This is a genomic window from Paenibacillus sp. FSL H8-0168 (assembly GCF_038592955.1).
In the GTDB taxonomy this organism is placed as follows: Bacteria; Bacillota; Bacilli; order Paenibacillales; family Paenibacillaceae; genus Paenibacillus; species Paenibacillus polymyxa_B.
The window spans coordinates 2,495,472-2,511,669 of sequence record NZ_CP151948.1 but is presented as its reverse complement, the minus strand read 5'-3'; the positions used below and the strand labels follow the sequence as shown (position 1 = coordinate 2,511,669).

At 46.1% G+C, this 16,198-nt stretch carries 13 protein-coding genes; 3 read left to right on the top strand and 10 right to left on the bottom strand.

The window, feature by feature from the left end; genetic code table 11:
- Positions 1-24 precede the first annotated feature (24 nt).
- The 9 genes from MHI21_RS11795 to MHI21_RS11755 all read right to left on the bottom strand — a co-directional run bounded on the left by MHI21_RS11795 (position 25) and on the right by MHI21_RS11755 (position 8,051).
- Entirely contained in the window at positions 25-513 is a 489-nt protein-coding gene (locus MHI21_RS11795) for a hypothetical protein (RefSeq protein WP_165175423.1), read from the bottom strand.
- Between the two features lie 85 nt (positions 514-598).
- Positions 599-961 carry a response regulator gene (locus tag MHI21_RS11790; protein ID WP_023988407.1) on the bottom strand — a complete coding sequence of 121 codons (363 nt, stop codon included), beginning with the start codon at positions 959-961 and terminating at the stop codon, positions 599-601.
- A 331-nt stretch (positions 962-1,292) separates the two neighbouring features.
- Positions 1,293-2,291: a metal ABC transporter substrate-binding protein gene (locus MHI21_RS11785; RefSeq protein ID WP_342420054.1), complete on the bottom strand. Its 999-nt coding sequence runs from the start codon at positions 2,289-2,291 to the stop codon at positions 1,293-1,295.
- A gap of 55 nt (positions 2,292-2,346) precedes the next feature.
- The gene (locus tag MHI21_RS11780; protein ID WP_023988405.1) at positions 2,347-3,195 is read right to left on the bottom strand and encodes a metal ABC transporter permease; all 849 of its coding nucleotides are present in this window, start codon (positions 3,193-3,195) and stop codon (positions 2,347-2,349) included.
- Positions 3,141-3,848 (bottom strand): metal ABC transporter ATP-binding protein, encoded by a 708-nt coding sequence (locus MHI21_RS11775; protein WP_025724201.1) that lies wholly within the window; start codon positions 3,846-3,848, stop codon positions 3,141-3,143. The genes MHI21_RS11780 and MHI21_RS11775 overlap by 55 nt, the downstream gene beginning before the upstream one ends.
- Before the next feature lie 217 nt (positions 3,849-4,065).
- Positions 4,066-5,088 carry an ABC transporter substrate-binding protein gene (locus MHI21_RS11770; protein WP_342420053.1) on the bottom strand — a complete coding sequence of 341 codons (1,023 nt, stop codon included), beginning with the start codon at positions 5,086-5,088 and terminating at the stop codon, positions 4,066-4,068.
- Positions 5,089-5,152: 64 nt separating this feature from the next.
- The gene (locus MHI21_RS11765; protein ID WP_165175427.1) at positions 5,153-5,941 is read right to left on the bottom strand and encodes an ABC transporter ATP-binding protein; all 789 of its coding nucleotides are present in this window, start codon (positions 5,939-5,941) and stop codon (positions 5,153-5,155) included.
- Positions 5,938-7,062 carry an iron ABC transporter permease gene (locus MHI21_RS11760; RefSeq protein ID WP_342420052.1) on the bottom strand — a complete coding sequence of 375 codons (1,125 nt, stop codon included), beginning with the start codon at positions 7,060-7,062 and terminating at the stop codon, positions 5,938-5,940. Before MHI21_RS11760 ends, MHI21_RS11765 begins: the two co-directional genes overlap by 4 nt.
- A complete protein-coding gene (locus MHI21_RS11755) occupies positions 7,059-8,051 on the bottom strand; it encodes a CobW family GTP-binding protein (RefSeq protein WP_342420051.1) in 993 nt (330 codons plus the stop codon). The genes MHI21_RS11760 and MHI21_RS11755 overlap by 4 nt, the downstream gene beginning before the upstream one ends.
- 234 nt (positions 8,052-8,285) lie before the next feature.
- Here MHI21_RS11755 and MHI21_RS11750 point away from each other — a divergent pair, with 234 nt between their 5' ends.
- From MHI21_RS11750 to MHI21_RS11740, 3 genes are read left to right on the top strand one after another with little or no spacing between them, the layout of a single operon-like run.
- On the top strand, positions 8,286-9,287 hold the full coding sequence (locus MHI21_RS11750; protein WP_165175431.1) for a permease: 1,002 nt from the start codon (positions 8,286-8,288) through the stop codon (positions 9,285-9,287).
- A gap of 8 nt (positions 9,288-9,295) precedes the next feature.
- Positions 9,296-10,273 carry a TIGR03943 family protein gene (locus tag MHI21_RS11745; RefSeq protein ID WP_165175433.1) on the top strand — a complete coding sequence of 326 codons (978 nt, stop codon included), beginning with the start codon at positions 9,296-9,298 and terminating at the stop codon, positions 10,271-10,273.
- 18 nt (positions 10,274-10,291) lie between these two features.
- A complete protein-coding gene (locus MHI21_RS11740) occupies positions 10,292-11,395 on the top strand; it encodes a CobW family GTP-binding protein (protein WP_165175434.1) in 1,104 nt (367 codons plus the stop codon).
- A 229-nt stretch (positions 11,396-11,624) separates the two neighbouring features.
- On the opposite strand, the gene MHI21_RS11735 is transcribed toward MHI21_RS11740, so the two are convergent.
- A complete protein-coding gene (locus MHI21_RS11735) occupies positions 11,625-16,196 on the bottom strand; it encodes an S-layer homology domain-containing protein (protein WP_342420050.1) in 4,572 nt (1,523 codons plus the stop codon).
- Positions 16,197-16,198: the final 2 nt, after the last annotated feature.

Here is a 16,198-nt window from a genome sequence, read left to right as displayed (position 1 = left end):
AGGGATTTGACTCTCTCAAGGGAATTAAAATTCATAGGTGGATAGCTTAATATCTTCTTTATTCAAATCTTTCAGCGGATAGACAGGGCCATTCCAATAAGTCAGAATATCAAGCGGCTCATTAGTACCATGTTCCTTTAAAGAAAGAGATAATTCAAGTAATAAATGTGGAAGTTGATAGGAGCTTGTTAAAAACTGATATTCCTCTGGACTTTCACAGTCTTCTGCTCGATAGAACACAAAGTATCCCTCGGTATGATCTCCAATGAGTACAATATAACGAGCAAGAAACATAATTTCGCCATTGGCAAAAGGAATAGAATATGTCGAAGCAGAGATCAAATCGGTCTCTAGTCCCTCAATACGAAGGGTAAGTTCATTGTTAAGAGCATCCATTCTTTCTCTTTGTTCGCTGATGAGGTGTTCATAATTTACAGGGACAAGCCCTCCATTCTTGATCGTAGCGATCAGTTCGTCTATAAATACTTTTTGAGACAACACTCGATTGCTCATCCTATTCATCTCCATATTCGTAAAAATAAGCATGGAATTCTCGCTTTAACATGTTCAATATTTATGTATTAAAAATCTTGATTCATTAACTCCCCAGCATTTTTGTGACTGCATTCACGACCCTTTCCATCTCAAATGGTTTAACAATAAAGTCTTTTGCACCTGCCTGAAATGCTTTTATAATCGCTTCCTGCTGCCCCAAAGCAGAACACATCAAAATGTTGGCTTGGGGATCAAGCTCTACAATCTTTTTAACAGCCTCAAGTCCGTCCATCTTAGGCATATTAATATCCATGGTGATTAAATCGGGACGAAAGTGTGCGTATTTCAAAACAGCATCATAACCATTTTCTGCTTCCGCGATAACAGCGTGACCTAAATCCAAAAGAATATCCTTAAGCACAGAACGCATAAATAAAGAGTCATCCACTACTATAACTGTTGCCAAATTAACCTCTCCAATCCGTTGTCAAATGATATGCACGTCCAAACTTCAATATCGGTGAATAAACTAGTAATATTAATAGAAAGAATCTGTAAAAATAAAAACGCTACCAATGAATTATAAAAGAAATTTGAAACTAGCTACTACAGCATTAGTTTTCAAAAAAACGTTTCACAATGACGTAAATCTTTCCTGTAAAGCAAATCACAAAGCACTATATATCTACTGTATCTAGAGCACTAGCTAAAAAAGTACAATCTTCTTAGACAGACATAAAAAAAGACGCTGGTATCGTTCCCAACGTCATTTTTTGTACTATTCGTTTAAAGTCTGTTTATTCATTCAAGGCTTTTTTCAAAGCCTCCAGATTGTTTTTCATCACACCAAGGTAATCCAGGTTCTTCTGTTTGTCTTCATCCGTCAATCCTTCGAGCGGATTCAGTACATCGGTTTTTGAACCGATTTCAGTAGCTACGGTTTCAGCGACCTTCGGATCAACAAGAGTTTCGAAGAAAATTGTTTTAACATTATTTTCTTTAGCGAATTTGATAATACCCGCCAGCTTGTCCGGTGTAGGCTCTTGCTCCGGAGATAATCCGGCAATGGGTACTTGGGTTAGACCGTATTGCTTAGCCAAATAGCTAAAAGCAGCATGCTGCGTAATAAAGTCTTTACGTTTTACATCTTTCAGACCCGTTTTGAACTCGGTATCCAGTTCTTTCAGCTTAGCGATATAAGCATCGGCGTTTTTCTCATAGTCTGCTTTGTTTGCAGGATCGGCTTTTACAAGCCCTGCTTCTATAGCTTCTACTTCTTTTTGAGCTAAGACCGGATCAAGCCATACATGAGGGTCCAGCACATGATCGTGATCATGGCCTTCCTCTGCATGTACTTCTTCTCCTTCTTCCTCCTCAGCAGATCCTTCCATCAGGTTCAACCCTTTGCTTGCTTCCACTACTACACGCTTGTCATTGGACGCGCTGCTCAAAGCCTGTTCTGCCCAACCTTCGACAATACCGTTATACACAAACACGTCAGCCTCCTTAACCTGTGCCATATCTTTGGCGCTCGGTTCCCAGTCATGCGGCTCAGCACCAGCAGGAATCAACGCGGTTACGTTAGCATGGTCTCCAGCAACTTGCTTCGTGAATTCATACATTGGATAAAAAGTGGTGACTACATTCAGCTTCTTACCACTGTCTGCTGTTTGTGCCGCATTCGGCTCGGTTTGGGAAGCATTTGTAGCTGTATTATCAGATTTAGCTCCGCAGCCAGATAAAATAAGTGCTAGTCCCGCAGACAATACAAATGATTTTTTGAACCATGTATTCATATTCATTACTCCTTTATGCGTTAGATTTTTTAGTTAATTCCCACTGTAATTACACTCACTGGCCTGTCGCATTCTTCCGCCGTGAAGCCTGTTGCTTGCCCAGCTTACGGACCAGCTTTTGAATACCAGCTCCTACGATCAGGAATAATAACAGCACCATGGCAATCGTCCCCCCGGGGGGTGTACTGAGTTCGTACGATGCCGTTAAACCCATAAATACGCCGATCAACGCAGTGACCATAGATATCCAGATGGCTGCCGCGAAGCTCGGTGCAATTCGAATCGCCAGCGCCGCAGGGAGCACGATGAGTGAGGAGACAAGCAGTACACCGACAATCGGCATTGCAGCAGCTACAATCATCCCTGTTAAAATACTAAATGCAAATGAGATGGACTTGACAGGAAGACCATTGGTCTTCGCCGTTTCTTCATCAAAGGTAATCTGATACAAAGGACGCCGGAATACAAAAAAGAAAATACCTCCGATCACAGCCACTACAATCATCAACATCAGCTCTGTCTGATTGACCGCTACGACCGAGCCGAACAAATAAGCGGAAAACCCTTTGTTGATGCTCTGATTCAGATTCATTAAAATAACGGCCGTCGAGAGGCCACCTACCATAATAATAGCCACAGATATCTCACTATATGTTTTATAAGACCTGCGGACGTATTCAACGATAATCGCGCCGATTACGGCAACAATAAATCCGGTTATCGTCGGGTTAATACCTAAATAGGCACCCGCTGCTACCCCTGCCAGCGATACATGCGATAGCATGTCCGCCATGAGAGCCTGACGCCGCAGCATCAGGTATACTCCAAGCACCGAGGCCAGCAGTGCAATTACCCCACCGGCACAAAATGCCCGCTGCATGAAGTCGTAGTGCAGCATTTCCATCCGCCATCTTCCTTCCTTTCAAGCTCAATAATTCGATCCAGATAATGTTGTACTTCCGATAGTCCATGCGTCACCATGACCACGGTTCTTCCATATTCCTTAACCTGCTGATTCATCAGATCGTAGAAATGATGGCGACTTTCCTGATCCATGCCGGTCGTGGGCTCATCCAAAATGAGCAAATCCGATTCCTGAGCGAGCGCTCTCGCCACACAAATGCGTTGCTTCTGTCCACCGGACAATTCGCCGATTTTACGATGACGCAAATCCCACATGCCTACCTGACGCAGCGCCTGCTCAGTCAGATCATGATCCTCAGACCGCATACGGCGTAACCAAGAGCCATGAGTATATCTTCCTGAACGGACAAATTCCAAAATCGTACTTGGAAATCCGCCATTGAAGGCAGCAATTTGTTGGGATACAAAGCCGACAACGAGCTTTTTGCCTTCACCTGTACGGTTAGACATAAACACCTTGCCCTTCCAAGGCTGAAGCAAGCCGAGCAATAGTTTGAGCATGGTTGATTTGGAAGCACCATTCGGTCCGGTAATAGCCACAAATTCTCCCGAAAAAATTTCAACATTGGCATCCACCAAGTTAGGAACATCTCCGTAGCCAAATGTGACCTGTTCCAATGAGGCCAATAACATGACGCAAATCTCCTTTTCCTTTAAAAAGCCTGGAGCCATCTGAGCGATCATCATTTGCGCAGATTCTCCAGGTCGTTTATGATCATTAAACCATCTACCGTAATTATTACGATTTGGTAATAAAAAAATAAGCGTTTGATAAACGTAACCTTTACGCATTAGCAAGTTTAACAGTTTAGGCAAGGTTCGTCAATGTTTTGGCAACTCTTTTGTTTGTTTACTTCATTTTGTCCGGGTACAAGCCTGCAGCCAAGGTTTTCAGTGCAATCGGTGCACGTACACCTTCAGCTGCCGCGGATAATGGCAGGACTATAAACCGTTTGTTTTTAATCGCTTCCACACCAGCCAGCGCAGGCTTGCTCAGGAGCAGCTTCTCTTTATCAGCCAGTAAAGTATCACCATAGTCGAGAATGACGATCACATCGGGGTTACGGTTCACAACCTCTTCCCAGCTTACTTCGGTGAAACTTTTGTCAATATCATCAAAAATATTTTTCGCCTTCACACTTTCAATCAAAGACGTTAGATAATTGTTGGCAGCCGTAAAGGGCTTGTCTTCTCCGCTGTCATAAACAAACACCTTGGGTGCCTGCTCAACAGTACCAATTTGAGTCTGAATGGACTTCACTTGTTCACGAATGTCATTTACCAGCTTTTCTGCACGCTCCTCAACCCTGAAAATACGCCCAATATTTAGTATATCCTGATATACATCTTCTAATATGGGACCCGGCTTGTTTGAGGACTCCTGTACATAGGTCAGCACCCCTTGTTTGGCTAGTTCCTCACGGGAACCCAGATTTTTATCATTAAAGGCACTCTTCCAGCCTGCATAGGCAAAATCCGGTGCAGCGGCCATAAACACCTCTTTGGACGGATATTGTTCGGCCAGTACGGGGATTTTGTCATATTGAGCCTTATATTTCGGTAAAATCTGATCGTCCAAATACGCAGTTCCTACCATAGAGGATTCCAGTCCAAGAGCCAGCATAACCTCAGTCGCGTGCTGGTTCAGTGTAACCGCGCGTTTGGGCGCCTCGGGAAATGCCATTTTAACGCCCATGTTCTCAAGCTCTACCGACGTCTTATTGGTTGCCGATTGCGATGCGGCAGGTTGCTGCCCGTTTGCCGATGGATCGCTTGTTTGAGCCGTGTTTCCTGCTGCGCAGGCTGATAACAACAGCATCATCGCCAAAGCGAGCATAACCAACGGTAACGCGAGCTTGCTATATTTTTTCATATGTACCGTCTCCTCTTTTATTTGTAGTTTATCTTACCTCATCATATCACCTTTTCTGTTAGCATCATGGATAGCCTCCTCTCCTAAGAGAATCCGGTAAAAAGGTAATATTCGGCTTCCCGGTTTTTGGATGAATACAGATTTCTGTCTCCACCCCGAATACACTCCACAGCAGGTCTGGCTGAAGCACATCCTCTGTTATGCCGGAAGCGACCACTTTGCCTTCATTTAATACATACATTCGATCACAATAAAATGCAGCCAAATTCAAATCATGTAGTGCAGCTAGCGTAGTTATCCGAAGTGTTTTGACCAAATCCAGAATTTGCAGCTGATACCGGATGTCCAGATGATTTGTTGGCTCATCCAAAACAAGAAATTTCGCCTGCCCGGCCAAAGCTCTGGCGATCAATACCCGTTGCTTTTCGCCGCCAGACAAGGTGGCAAAGCCCTGATCCGCCTGAGCATTCATGCCTACCCGCTCCAGCGCCTGCTCGACCAATTCATGATCGGCGACAGTATCTGCTTCCAGCAGTTTCTTATGCGGATGGCGACCCATCAGGACAATGTCCCGTACTGAAAAATCAAACGTTTGCGGCGCATCCTGACTCACCACTGCCATTTGTCGGGCCGTCTCTTTATACTTCATCTGCAGCATATCTTGGCCATCCAACGTAACCAAACCACTGTCAGGCTTTAGCACACGATACATATTTTTGAGCAACGTCGATTTCCCGCTGCCATTCGGACCAATCAATCCGACCAGCTCCCCTGCTTTTACCTGGAGACAGATGCCGTCGATCAGCCGTTTATCGTGAATACTGAAGGTCACGCTTTCGACTTCTATATTCATTTTTCGCCTCCAAACGAGTAGGAACTACGACGCAGCAGCCACACAAAAAAGGGTCCTCCGCACACAGCCGTCACAATACCAATCGGCAGCTCCTGTGGAGCCAGCACGAGCCGGGCACATACATCAGCCCACACGACAAAAATAGCTCCCGCCAACAGACTGACGGGCAGTACACGCCGATGATCTGATCCCACTATCAGCCTAACGATGTGCGGAATCATAAGCCCCACAAAGCCAATCGAGCCACTAACTGATACGACTGCCCCGGTTAAAAGAGACGCCACAACAACCAGTAATACGCGGAACGTCTGTACGTTCACACCTAGCGTTACTGCGGTTTCTTCACCCGTTAGCAAAGCATTCAGCGAACGGTATCGGGTCAGGAGGACTACCGTTCCAACGGCTACAATGAGGCTTGGAATGAAAAGCGTGTCCCATTGAGCACCTGCCAGACTTCCCATCATCCAATACATCGCGTCACGAATGCCTTTTTCATTCGGGGCCATCGTAACGATAAAGCTAGTCACAGCCGACAGCATCATGGACACCGCCACTCCTGCCAGCAATAAGCGGGTCGTCGATATGCTCCCAGCCACACGAGCCAACGCGAACACCATAAGCATTGCAGCTAACGAGCCTATAAAAGCAGATAAAGGCAGCGCAAGTCGTCCTAAAAATCCGAAAGCTCCGAACACAATTACCAACGTGGCTGTCACCGAAGCCCCAGACGAGACTCCTAAAATATAGGGGTCCGCTAACGAATTACGAATTAATGCCTGTATAGTCGTCCCTGTAACAGCAAGTCCTGCTCCTACGACAACACCTAGCAGCACGCGTGGAAAGCGGATTTCCCAAACGATATATTGCTCAGGCTTGGTCCATGTCACGGGTATCCACTGGTCCAGCCAGGGAAGATGAGACAGTGCAATTCGCCATATCGTCCCCGGTGCGACAGCTACAGGACCGAGCATGACTGCGAGTGTCACCGAAAGCAACAGCCCAGCAGTCAGCAGCAGAATTGTTGTAAATCCCCAAGTAGACTTGCCAGCTAGGTGTGCGCGAGAATTATGTTGTGATGGATTAGGTCTTGATGGATTAAGGTTACTCGTTCTCGAAGTCATGAACTACTACTCAATGGCTTTTCGGCCGCTTCCAACTTTCTCAATTGTTCCTCGATCTCGGAAGCAGAGAAATTCTCACCCATGACAACCGCTACATCGTTCACTGGCTTTTGCGGGCGGATCGGAATGATTTCCAGCTCCCGATAGGCGAACTGAAACATCATCTGGCCCTCTGATTCCAGAAACCGCACAATTCCTTTGGCCCGGTATATTTCAGCTGGCAAACTGCGGAACAACCGTTCAAACTCGGAGCGTGGCACAGGTTGTCCAAAGAAATGCGTGTGAACCACTACGTGGTCGTAGGAATGATAATGCTCCCCATGTTCGTGGTCATGGGCTTGGTCATGGTGATCATGAGACTGATGGTCAACGTCCATACGCTCCTCTCCTTGAGTGGAGAAAAAAATACCCGCGTCCACGTCACTTCGTTGCGTACTCACAGTCAGAGCATATGGATTTAACTCTTTTACGAGGGCCTGTACTTTCTGCAACTCGCCCGCAGCCAATAAATCGGTCTTGTTAATAATCAGTTTGGAAGCGCACCGAAGCTGATCCTGCATCAAACGAAGCGACTTGCCTCTCTCGTTCCCCGAGGCAAAGTCCAGAAATTGACGCGCATCTATGACCGTGATAACGGATTGTAATATCATAGAAGAATAGATGGAGGCGTCTGTCACTGCATCTACAATTTCCATCGGGTTAGCTACTCCAGTGCATTCTACAATAATCACGTCCGGCTTATATTCTTCAGCAAGATTCATGAGCTCGACGCCCAAATCCCCGCGAATAGTACAGCATATACAACCACTGAGCATTTCCTTCATGGGTGCTTGGCCATTCACCAAACTGCCGTCCAGATTAACATCACCCAACTCATTCATCAAAATGGCTGGCTTGAGGCCCTTCTCCTTGTAGTAAGCCAGCGCATGCTGAAGAAGAGTGGTTTTACCGCTACCCAAAAAACCGGATAAAACAACTATCGGTATCATATAACCCCTCCTTGTCTTTACAACATTTAGTATGGATCGTACCGTAAAAGTTTCCTTCTTGCAATCATTTATCGGATTTTAATCGTAATAATTACTAACAACAAACATAAATATATATGACCACTCTTTGAATTGTCAATATAGGAGGTGAGACAAGCACAATCCAGCGGGCATGATTGTCCCTCTACAGACATAGGATGTAGATAAGAACCCTTATTCCCAAGGAGACGTGGAATGAAAAACAGTACGCTGTTGAAGATGCTGCCTTTTATGATTCCGTTTGCCTTTCTCATCCCTGTGCTTGTCACGCTATCTCCCCAGTGGCTTCGTTTGTTAGATATGGGCCAGCTGCAACCGTTAAAAACGGTATTTATGGGTATTTTTCTGGAAGCTGTTCCGTTTCTCCTTATCGGTGTACTCGTCTCATCCCTTTTGCAGTGGCTTGTACCGGAGACATGGATTCGCAAAATAGCGCCTGCGCATCCTGTACCGGGTGTCCTGCTGGCCTCCTTACTAGGTATGCTGTTTCCCATCTGTGAATGCGGCATGATCCCTGTCGTTCGCCAATTAATGCTCAAGGGAATGCCTGCCTATATGGGTATCACTTTTATTTTAAGCGGGCCCATTATCAATCCCGTGGTACTGGCTGCGACGATGATGGCTTTCCCTTCCCATCCCGAGGTCACTGTCGTTCGAATGGGTTTGGCTTTTGCCGTCTCCGCGATCATCGGGCTGATCGTGTATGCCTTTGTGCGAGTGCATCCGCTCAAACGGTCGTTGCTCTCTTTTAACCAGCAAAAGCAGAACAATCAGACTCATCGGCATAGTCGCACATGGCGGGGCTTTTTTGTACATGCTGGTGACGAGTTTTTGGACATGAGTAAATATCTCACTATCGGCGCATTATTAACAGCCTGCATCCAAACCTTCATCCCACGTGATGAGATGCTTTCGTTAAGCAACGGAACGGTCGGATCGTACGCCTTTATGATGGGTTTTGCCTACATACTGTCGCTATGTTCCACCTCCGATGCCTTTGTAGCCACTGCTTTTTCACACACCTTTACACTAGGTCCGCTGGCAGCCTTTCTTGTACTCGGTCCGATGCTAGACTTCAAAGGCACGCTCATGCTGCTAAGCACCTTCCGCACCAAATTTGTCGCCATCCTGGGCTTGCTTATTGTTTCACTCGTCCTAGTGGGTTCTATAGCTGCTGAATGGTTATTGGGGAGGTGAATACAAACGTGAATTCAACCTTTAGCATCCGCTGGCAATATGGCATGCGCTCCTTGCTCCTGATTGGATTAGCTATGTACATTATCTCATTAAACCGTACGAATGCACTTCATTACTACTTGGCTCCCCATATGCAAAATCTGCTCCTGCTCTGTCCTGTACCACTCTTGTTCATCGCATTGGCAATGGCATGGCACGGAATTGTCGGGGAGCGGGACGGTGAGGATGTATGTGATTGTGAGCATCCGTTGCCGCAAAGCTGGTTCAAAAAAACACTCGTATATGGAATGCTGCTCATCCCGCTCCTGTTCGGTTCTCTACTGCCCAATCAGGCACTAGGTAGTGATATGGCCGCCAAAAAAGGCATGTCCTTCACGTATCCCAACCCGGATATCCGACGAAAAACAGATACACAGACCACGAAAGCATCCACCGCCTCCCTTTTATCAACTGCATCTTCCGTCCCAACTTCGTCCCCTCCAGAGGGAAAATGGAGTCAGGAAACGCTGGATAAGCTGTTCGTTCCGCCTGACAAGTACAATGTAGAATTCGCCGAGCTGGCGAAACGCCTGTATCAGCAACCTGTCATACAGATCAAGCCTGAGATTTTTTCCGAAACTATTGGAGCCATTGAGTTATATAAACAAGCTTTTGAAGGAAAAAAAGTACAGGTGACTGGCTTTGTCTATAAAGACGACAACCTGCCGGGTAAAGGCCTATTTGCAGTAGGAAGATTCCTCGTCATGTGCTGTACTGCCGATGCCATGCCATTCGGGATCATCGTCCAATCCCAGAAGGCCCCGTCCTTTGACAAGGATACCTGGGTGACCATTGAAGGAACACTGCATGCCACACAAAAGGGCAACGTTCCAGTACTTGAAATTCGATCCGAAAAAATAACCGCTGTCGAGCAGCCAGAATCCCCTTATGTCTATACCCAAGCAGACTCGGTAGCTACCTTTGATCGCTTGAACACAGCACACTAAACCCATCAAGGAGGAAAAATGATGAACAAAGTTCCTGTTATTTTAATCAGTGGTTTTCTTGGAAGCGGCAAAACAACACTACTTTTGCGCCTATTAGCCCATACTCGCCAAATTCCCCTTCGTGCTGCTGTTTTAATGAACGAAATGGGTGAATATGATGTAGACAGCGCTATAATTTCAGAGGAAATGCCTGACGTAACAGTAGAAGGATTGCTAGAAGGCTGCATTTGTTGCAGCAAAAGAAATGAGCTAGCAGGGGCTCTGCATACCCTGCTCAGTCAGAAGCCTGACCTGATCTTCATGGAAACCACCGGGGTAGCCAACCCCGAACAAGTACTGGAGGAGCTTCGCTCCCCTCTACTGGCAGATCGGCTTTATCTGGTTCACAGCATCAGTGTTGTGGATGCTGAGCTGTTCCATGAATACAATAGCCGCTTTACGGCTGATAAAGAACTGGTTCGCACCCTGCACGGACAACTGCGCACCGCAGACTTTATTGTGGTGAACAAGACGGATGCAGCAAGTAGCCGTGAAGTGACAAAGGTCGTCAAGAGCATCCGCAAGCTCAACGATACGGCCAAGCTGCAAACTACTGAATATAGCCGGATTGACCTTGAACCACTACTAGAGCCTGTTCTGGCCTCCGCATCCGTTGCCGCAAAACCTGTACAGACACTTCAACCAGCACCTGCACAACTCCAGTCCACCGATGCAGGTGTACCGTCCGTTTCCATTCCCGTCAAAAGTATCGGAAGCACCAGTAGTGTCTCCAGAAGTACGGCTTTCAAAGTTATTGCGGCACACAGTCATAACCACGATCCTAAGCAGCCTCATTCGTTCTCCCGTCTGGAGAGCTTAACTCTGCATCAATATTCTCCTCAGCCACTCGAAAAACAACGATTGGAAAACTTTTTGACCGGGTTAGGTTCCTCGTTGCTTCGTGCGAAAGGTTATTGCGTGCTTCCTCAGGAAGGTACAATGCTTTTGCAATTTTCAGGAAATCACTTGGAGTGGCAGCCTACTGCACTTCCTGTGAGCCAGGGATATGTTACACTCATTGGAGAACAGCTTGACAAAGCCTCCATTACCGACCAATGGGAACAGTGCTTCGTGTCGCTGTAATCGACATATTCGGCTCGTAATGATGAAAATTCCTTTTGGTATGGTATGTACCTTATAGGATGCCATGTTGAAAGATTGGGAATAAAAAAAGCTGTCGAGAATGTCTCGACAGCTTGAGTACGACTATGCAGAGTTATACATTAATTGCTTGGCGACATCCTACTCTCCCGGGACCCTTCGGCCCAAGTACCATCGGCGCTGGAGGGCTTCCCGTTAATTCAACAAAATGTTATGGAGTATGATGACTAAAGTATTGAAGCGTTCCGGTTGGATAAGAGTTCCACTCTCCTGGAAGATTATAAGAGGAGGAACCGGACTTAATCCCCGATTTTCGGATAATAGTCCCATTATTCGGCATAAATTGCGTTTTTCCGTTAGGATCACCTAAGACGTCGATCGTTACGCCGTTCTTTTTCAGGACATAACCTGTCGTTACATTTGTATTCGTTTCTAGTAACATCAATTCATCATTATAGTATGTCGCAGGAACAATGTCGAAAAAGTCATAAAAGATGGAATCGATATATATATAAGGCATGCCTTTCCAAAACGAATTAATAGGCTGGCTCCACACCTTGGGAGTATTTGTAGCTAAATTGTATTGATGAATCTCAAGTGAGTATCCTGCATTTTCTATAGGTTTAGAAGTATCTCCTACCGGATTGTAAAACAGCTCAATAGCAGTACGGGTTTTATCCACAGATAGATACTGGGAAAAATATAGATCCTCCGGTCCTTGAGGATTTGAGGTCACTTGGAATATAGCGGCAGATCCGTTCGCCCCGATTACCCAGAAGTATTGAAAAATATCCCCGTTCCATGTCCAAACCGTCCCATTAAGAGGGATTGGCCCAGTAAAGGTGGAATCTGCCGTACCCGAATAGATTTTAAATGAAGTTTCACCCGGGAACACTGTTGACATGTCATAAGTAATCGGATCTTTAACCCCTTGCTTGGTTCGGATTTGAACAATTCCATTCGTCGCAAGAGGAGCATTCGTTACCTGAAAATTATAGGTGGCTGTTCCGCCATGCCCGTCATTCGCAGTAATCGTTACCTTGGTACTTCCTGCCTGATTACCCGGAGTAAGAGTCAACGTTGATCCGTTAACCTCTGCATTTACCATACCGGTTGATTCAACAGTAGAAGTAAACGTCAAGGCATCCCCGTCAGCATCACTGAACAATTGAGATAGGTCGTAGCTTCTTGCATTCGTAACTCCTGCAGTCAACACTTGTTCATAAATGGTCGCATCTACTTGAGGCGGCTGATTAGAAGTTGGGTTAGATGAACCGGATGATTGGACACTGACTTGGAAGGTGCTTGAAGTTTCCCCTCCACGGCCATCCATAGCCTTGATTTCTATGATTGTCGTCCCTGCACTTAGTGCCTGTACTTCCAATTGAGCTCCAGTGATTTCCGCCGAAGCAACGGACGGATCAGAAGAGGTTGCCTTAAAGGTCAACGTATCCCCATCAGGATCAGTAAAAACGGAACCTAAATCGAGTGAGTAGACCGCACCACCTACAGTAAGCGACTGGTCGGCAGGTTTAGTTTCTACTGGATACTGATTCTGTGGAGTTCCAGCCGTGACGGTGGTTTTGAAAGTTTCGATCACTTCCCCTCCCCGGCTATCTGTTGCTTTGATCGATACCGATGTGCTACCGATCGTTAACGGTGTAAGAGTAAGCATATCCCCATAAACGGCAGCCGTCACAACAGTCGGGTCAGAAACGCTATGAACATCGTAAGTTAAAACATCGCTATCAGGACTGGAAAAGAAATCATTTAAGGACAATTGAATATCGCCTGTATTTATTTCTTTCATCTGATCCGGAATCCCTGTGGAAATCGGGGATTCATTGACGGTAACATCAAAATCAGTAGTGACCTCGCCCCCACGGCCATCTTTTGCTTTAAGCTGAATCGTTGCCATTCCTGAGGAAACTGCATGGACCGTGGCTATGTATCCGTTAACGGATACAACAGCAACTGACGAATCCGAAGATTCTGCCAGAACGTCCACAGGGTCGCCATCGGGATCGTGGAATACCGAAGATAAATCCAGGATATAATCCGCATCGCCTAGATTCAGTGTCTGATTACCCGGCTTCTGGTCTATAACCGGATTTTGGTTAGATACAGCCGTTACTTCCATTTGAAACGACTGGCTTGTGCTACCTCCATGGCCATCAGATGCCTTAACAGAAACTGATGTGCTGCCAATTTTTAACGGTGTAATGGTAAGCGTGTCCCCATTTAGCACTGCAGTCGCAAACGAAGAATCGGAAATATCAATGCTGTATGACAACGAATCCTTCTCATGGTCGGTAAAGAAGTCGTTTAAAGATAATTGAATGTCGTCTGAATTGATTTGTTTCGTCTGATCCGGAATTCGCAAGGATACCGGAGGTTCATTAACGGTAATATCAAAATCGGTCTTAACCTCGCCTCCAAGGCCATTTCCCGCTTTTAGCTGGATGTTTGCTGTTCCTGAGGAAACCGCATGAACTGTGGCCTGGTTTCCGTTAACGGAGACCGTCGCAATGGATAGATCCGAGGATTCTGCCGAGATGGTTAGCGGATTGCTGTCCGAATCAAGGAACACCGGAGATAAATCCAGGATGTAGTCCGCATCGCCCACAGTGAGCGTTTGGTTGCCCGGCTTCTGATTTACAACCGGATTTTGATTAGGTACTGCAGTTACAACCAATTGAAACGACTGGCTTGCGCTGCCTCCCCGACCATCGGATGCCTTGACATTAACTTGGGCATGTCCTACAGCTGCCGGAGTTAATACCAATTGATCACCCGTCAGGGTAAAGGTAGCAATGGAAGGATCATCGATCGCAACCTCATAAGTCATAGGATCATTTTCAGAATCCGTAAAAAACGATCCTAAAGATAAGGTTACATCGCCGCTCCCCAACTGTTCGTTTTGATCGGGGATACTCAATGAAACAGGAGATTCATTGACACGGACCTTGAAATTCGTTCCCGCTTTTTTCCCGGCCTGGTCATCTGCGGCGATCGTAATGGTCGCAGTCCCTTTGCCAACAGCCTTGATAAACAGGTTTGTTCCCTCTACTCGGACTGTACTGATTTTTGTACTAGACGACACTGCCGTATATTTGAGCTCGGACTGCTCCTCGTCCATAAAATGACCAAGTAAGTCAATCTGAAGTTCAGAATCGCCCACCGTTACGGCTTGATCGTCATATTTGGTCACTAACTTCGGTGCTGTATTGGTCACAACCGTAGAACGCGAGCTACCAGAAGAAGTTGTAGTGACTCTAGTGACTCCTGATACCGTCGAAGAAGACACACCTACTGCAAATGAAGTATTCGTGACTTGGCTGGAGGAGCTTACACTAATATTTGCTGCAGAGTTATTTACTTGTAAATTTGAAATAGTTCCAGCTACCTCCAGACTGACCGGAGAGGAACTGTTCACAGCCAATGTATTAATAGAGGCCTGGCCTGTCAGAGCCACGGGCTGATCACTGTTGACCGACAATTGCTTAATAATCCCCTGCAACTCTACTTGCTTGGCACCGGTAAGAACATTCAACTGCTGTATCGTTGAGGATGAATCATTTTCAATCGTTGCATTGGAAATCAACGACATTTGATCCACCGTCGAATTTCCTTGAATGACTACGTGGACATCCTGTTTGGATACCTCGACATCCTGCAGCTCAGATGTGTTAAACAATACGGTGTTCTGGTCACCGCCCTGAATATATGTTTTTCCTTGTACCGTAAATTTAGAGGCATAGAAATCATGTTCAAGGCTTGACGTAACTGTAAAACTATTTTTGACATTCAAATTCATAACCGAAATGTAATCACCGTCAATAGTTAAATCTCCGTCAATCGAGGAGTTATGACCATCTAATACAAGATTGCCGCTGAATTCGGAAGCTTGCCCTATCGGAGCTTGCCCGCTCGCATGGATGACCAGTTTGGTGATCGATTCAATGGTCCGCTGTGATGCTACAAATTGAATATCTGCTCCTTTGAGAATCTCTTGGTTAGAGGTTTGCAGGATTCCTTTAACTGAATCCGAGAGTTTATATTCAATCCCGTTAATCCAGGCCTTTCCATCCACTACTTTTTGGAGTTGGACTACATGGTCCTTAGGGAAAAAGGTAGACATCATATACTGGGCTATATCTTGGCGCTGAACGGACGATTTAGGTTTGAAACCGGACTGATCCGTCTTCATGGAGCCCGACTGTAAAGCCGTATTAACGTAAGGCCGTGCCCACGGACTGACCCGATTCCAATCAGTAAGTTTAGCAGACTCCGTGGCGTCAGCTGTAATAGGAAGCCCGGCGGCCCGCATAAGCAGAACCGCAGCCTCCTCTCTGGTTACTGCCGCTTTGGGCCTGAATTTGGAGCCGTCGTCTCCATTCATGAGTCCTGCACGATGTACAGCCTCAATATAGGGACTCGACCAACTTTTCGGGTCTACATCCGAGAAACTGCTGCTTACTGCTTTAGAAATAGAGAGTTGCAGAGCTTGAGTTAATAGAACCGCCATTTCTTGACGGGTCAACAAATCCGTTGGCCGATAGGATCCAGATGGGTCACCATGCAGAAGTCCAGCTTCAATGGCTCGCAGGATGTTTGTCTTTTGCTCTGAAGCAATATTATTGATGTCTTTAAAAGGCAGACTGGCCAGAGCTGCTCCGTTTGATGCACCGCTGGCAGCAGATGCAATCGTCTGCAAAGCCGTTGGAGCAACAAGTGCAGCCAAAGCTAATGTAATCAGCCATTTATTAGGTTTAGAACTCATGA

Excerpts from the sequence above, each read along its gene's own strand:
- MHI21_RS11760 (WP_342420052.1), bottom strand. The coding sequence starts at position 7,062 with ATGACTTCGAGAACGAGTAACCTTAATCCATCAAGACCTAATCCATCA.
- MHI21_RS11770 (WP_342420053.1), bottom strand. The coding sequence starts at position 5,088 with ATGAAAAAATATAGCAAGCTCGCGTTACCGTTGGTTATGCTCGCTTTG.
- MHI21_RS11775 (WP_025724201.1), bottom strand. The coding sequence starts at position 3,848 with ATGTTATTGGCCTCATTGGAACAGGTCACATTTGGCTACGGAGATGTT.
- MHI21_RS11765 (WP_165175427.1), bottom strand. The coding sequence starts at position 5,941 with ATGAATATAGAAGTCGAAAGCGTGACCTTCAGTATTCACGATAAACGG.
- MHI21_RS11755 (WP_342420051.1), bottom strand. The coding sequence starts at position 8,051 with ATGATACCGATAGTTGTTTTATCCGGTTTTTTGGGTAGCGGTAAAACC.
- MHI21_RS11750 (WP_165175431.1), top strand. The coding sequence starts at position 8,286 with ATGAAAAACAGTACGCTGTTGAAGATGCTGCCTTTTATGATTCCGTTT.
- MHI21_RS11740 (WP_165175434.1), top strand. The coding sequence starts at position 10,292 with ATGATGAACAAAGTTCCTGTTATTTTAATCAGTGGTTTTCTTGGAAGC.
- MHI21_RS11785 (WP_342420054.1), bottom strand. The coding sequence starts at position 2,291 with ATGAATACATGGTTCAAAAAATCATTTGTATTGTCTGCGGGACTAGCA.
- MHI21_RS11735 (WP_342420050.1), bottom strand. The coding sequence starts at position 16,196 with ATGAGTTCTAAACCTAATAAATGGCTGATTACATTAGCTTTGGCTGCA.
- MHI21_RS11780 (WP_023988405.1), bottom strand. The coding sequence starts at position 3,195 with ATGGAAATGCTGCACTACGACTTCATGCAGCGGGCATTTTGTGCCGGT.
- MHI21_RS11795 (WP_165175423.1), bottom strand. The coding sequence starts at position 513 with ATGAGCAATCGAGTGTTGTCTCAAAAAGTATTTATAGACGAACTGATC.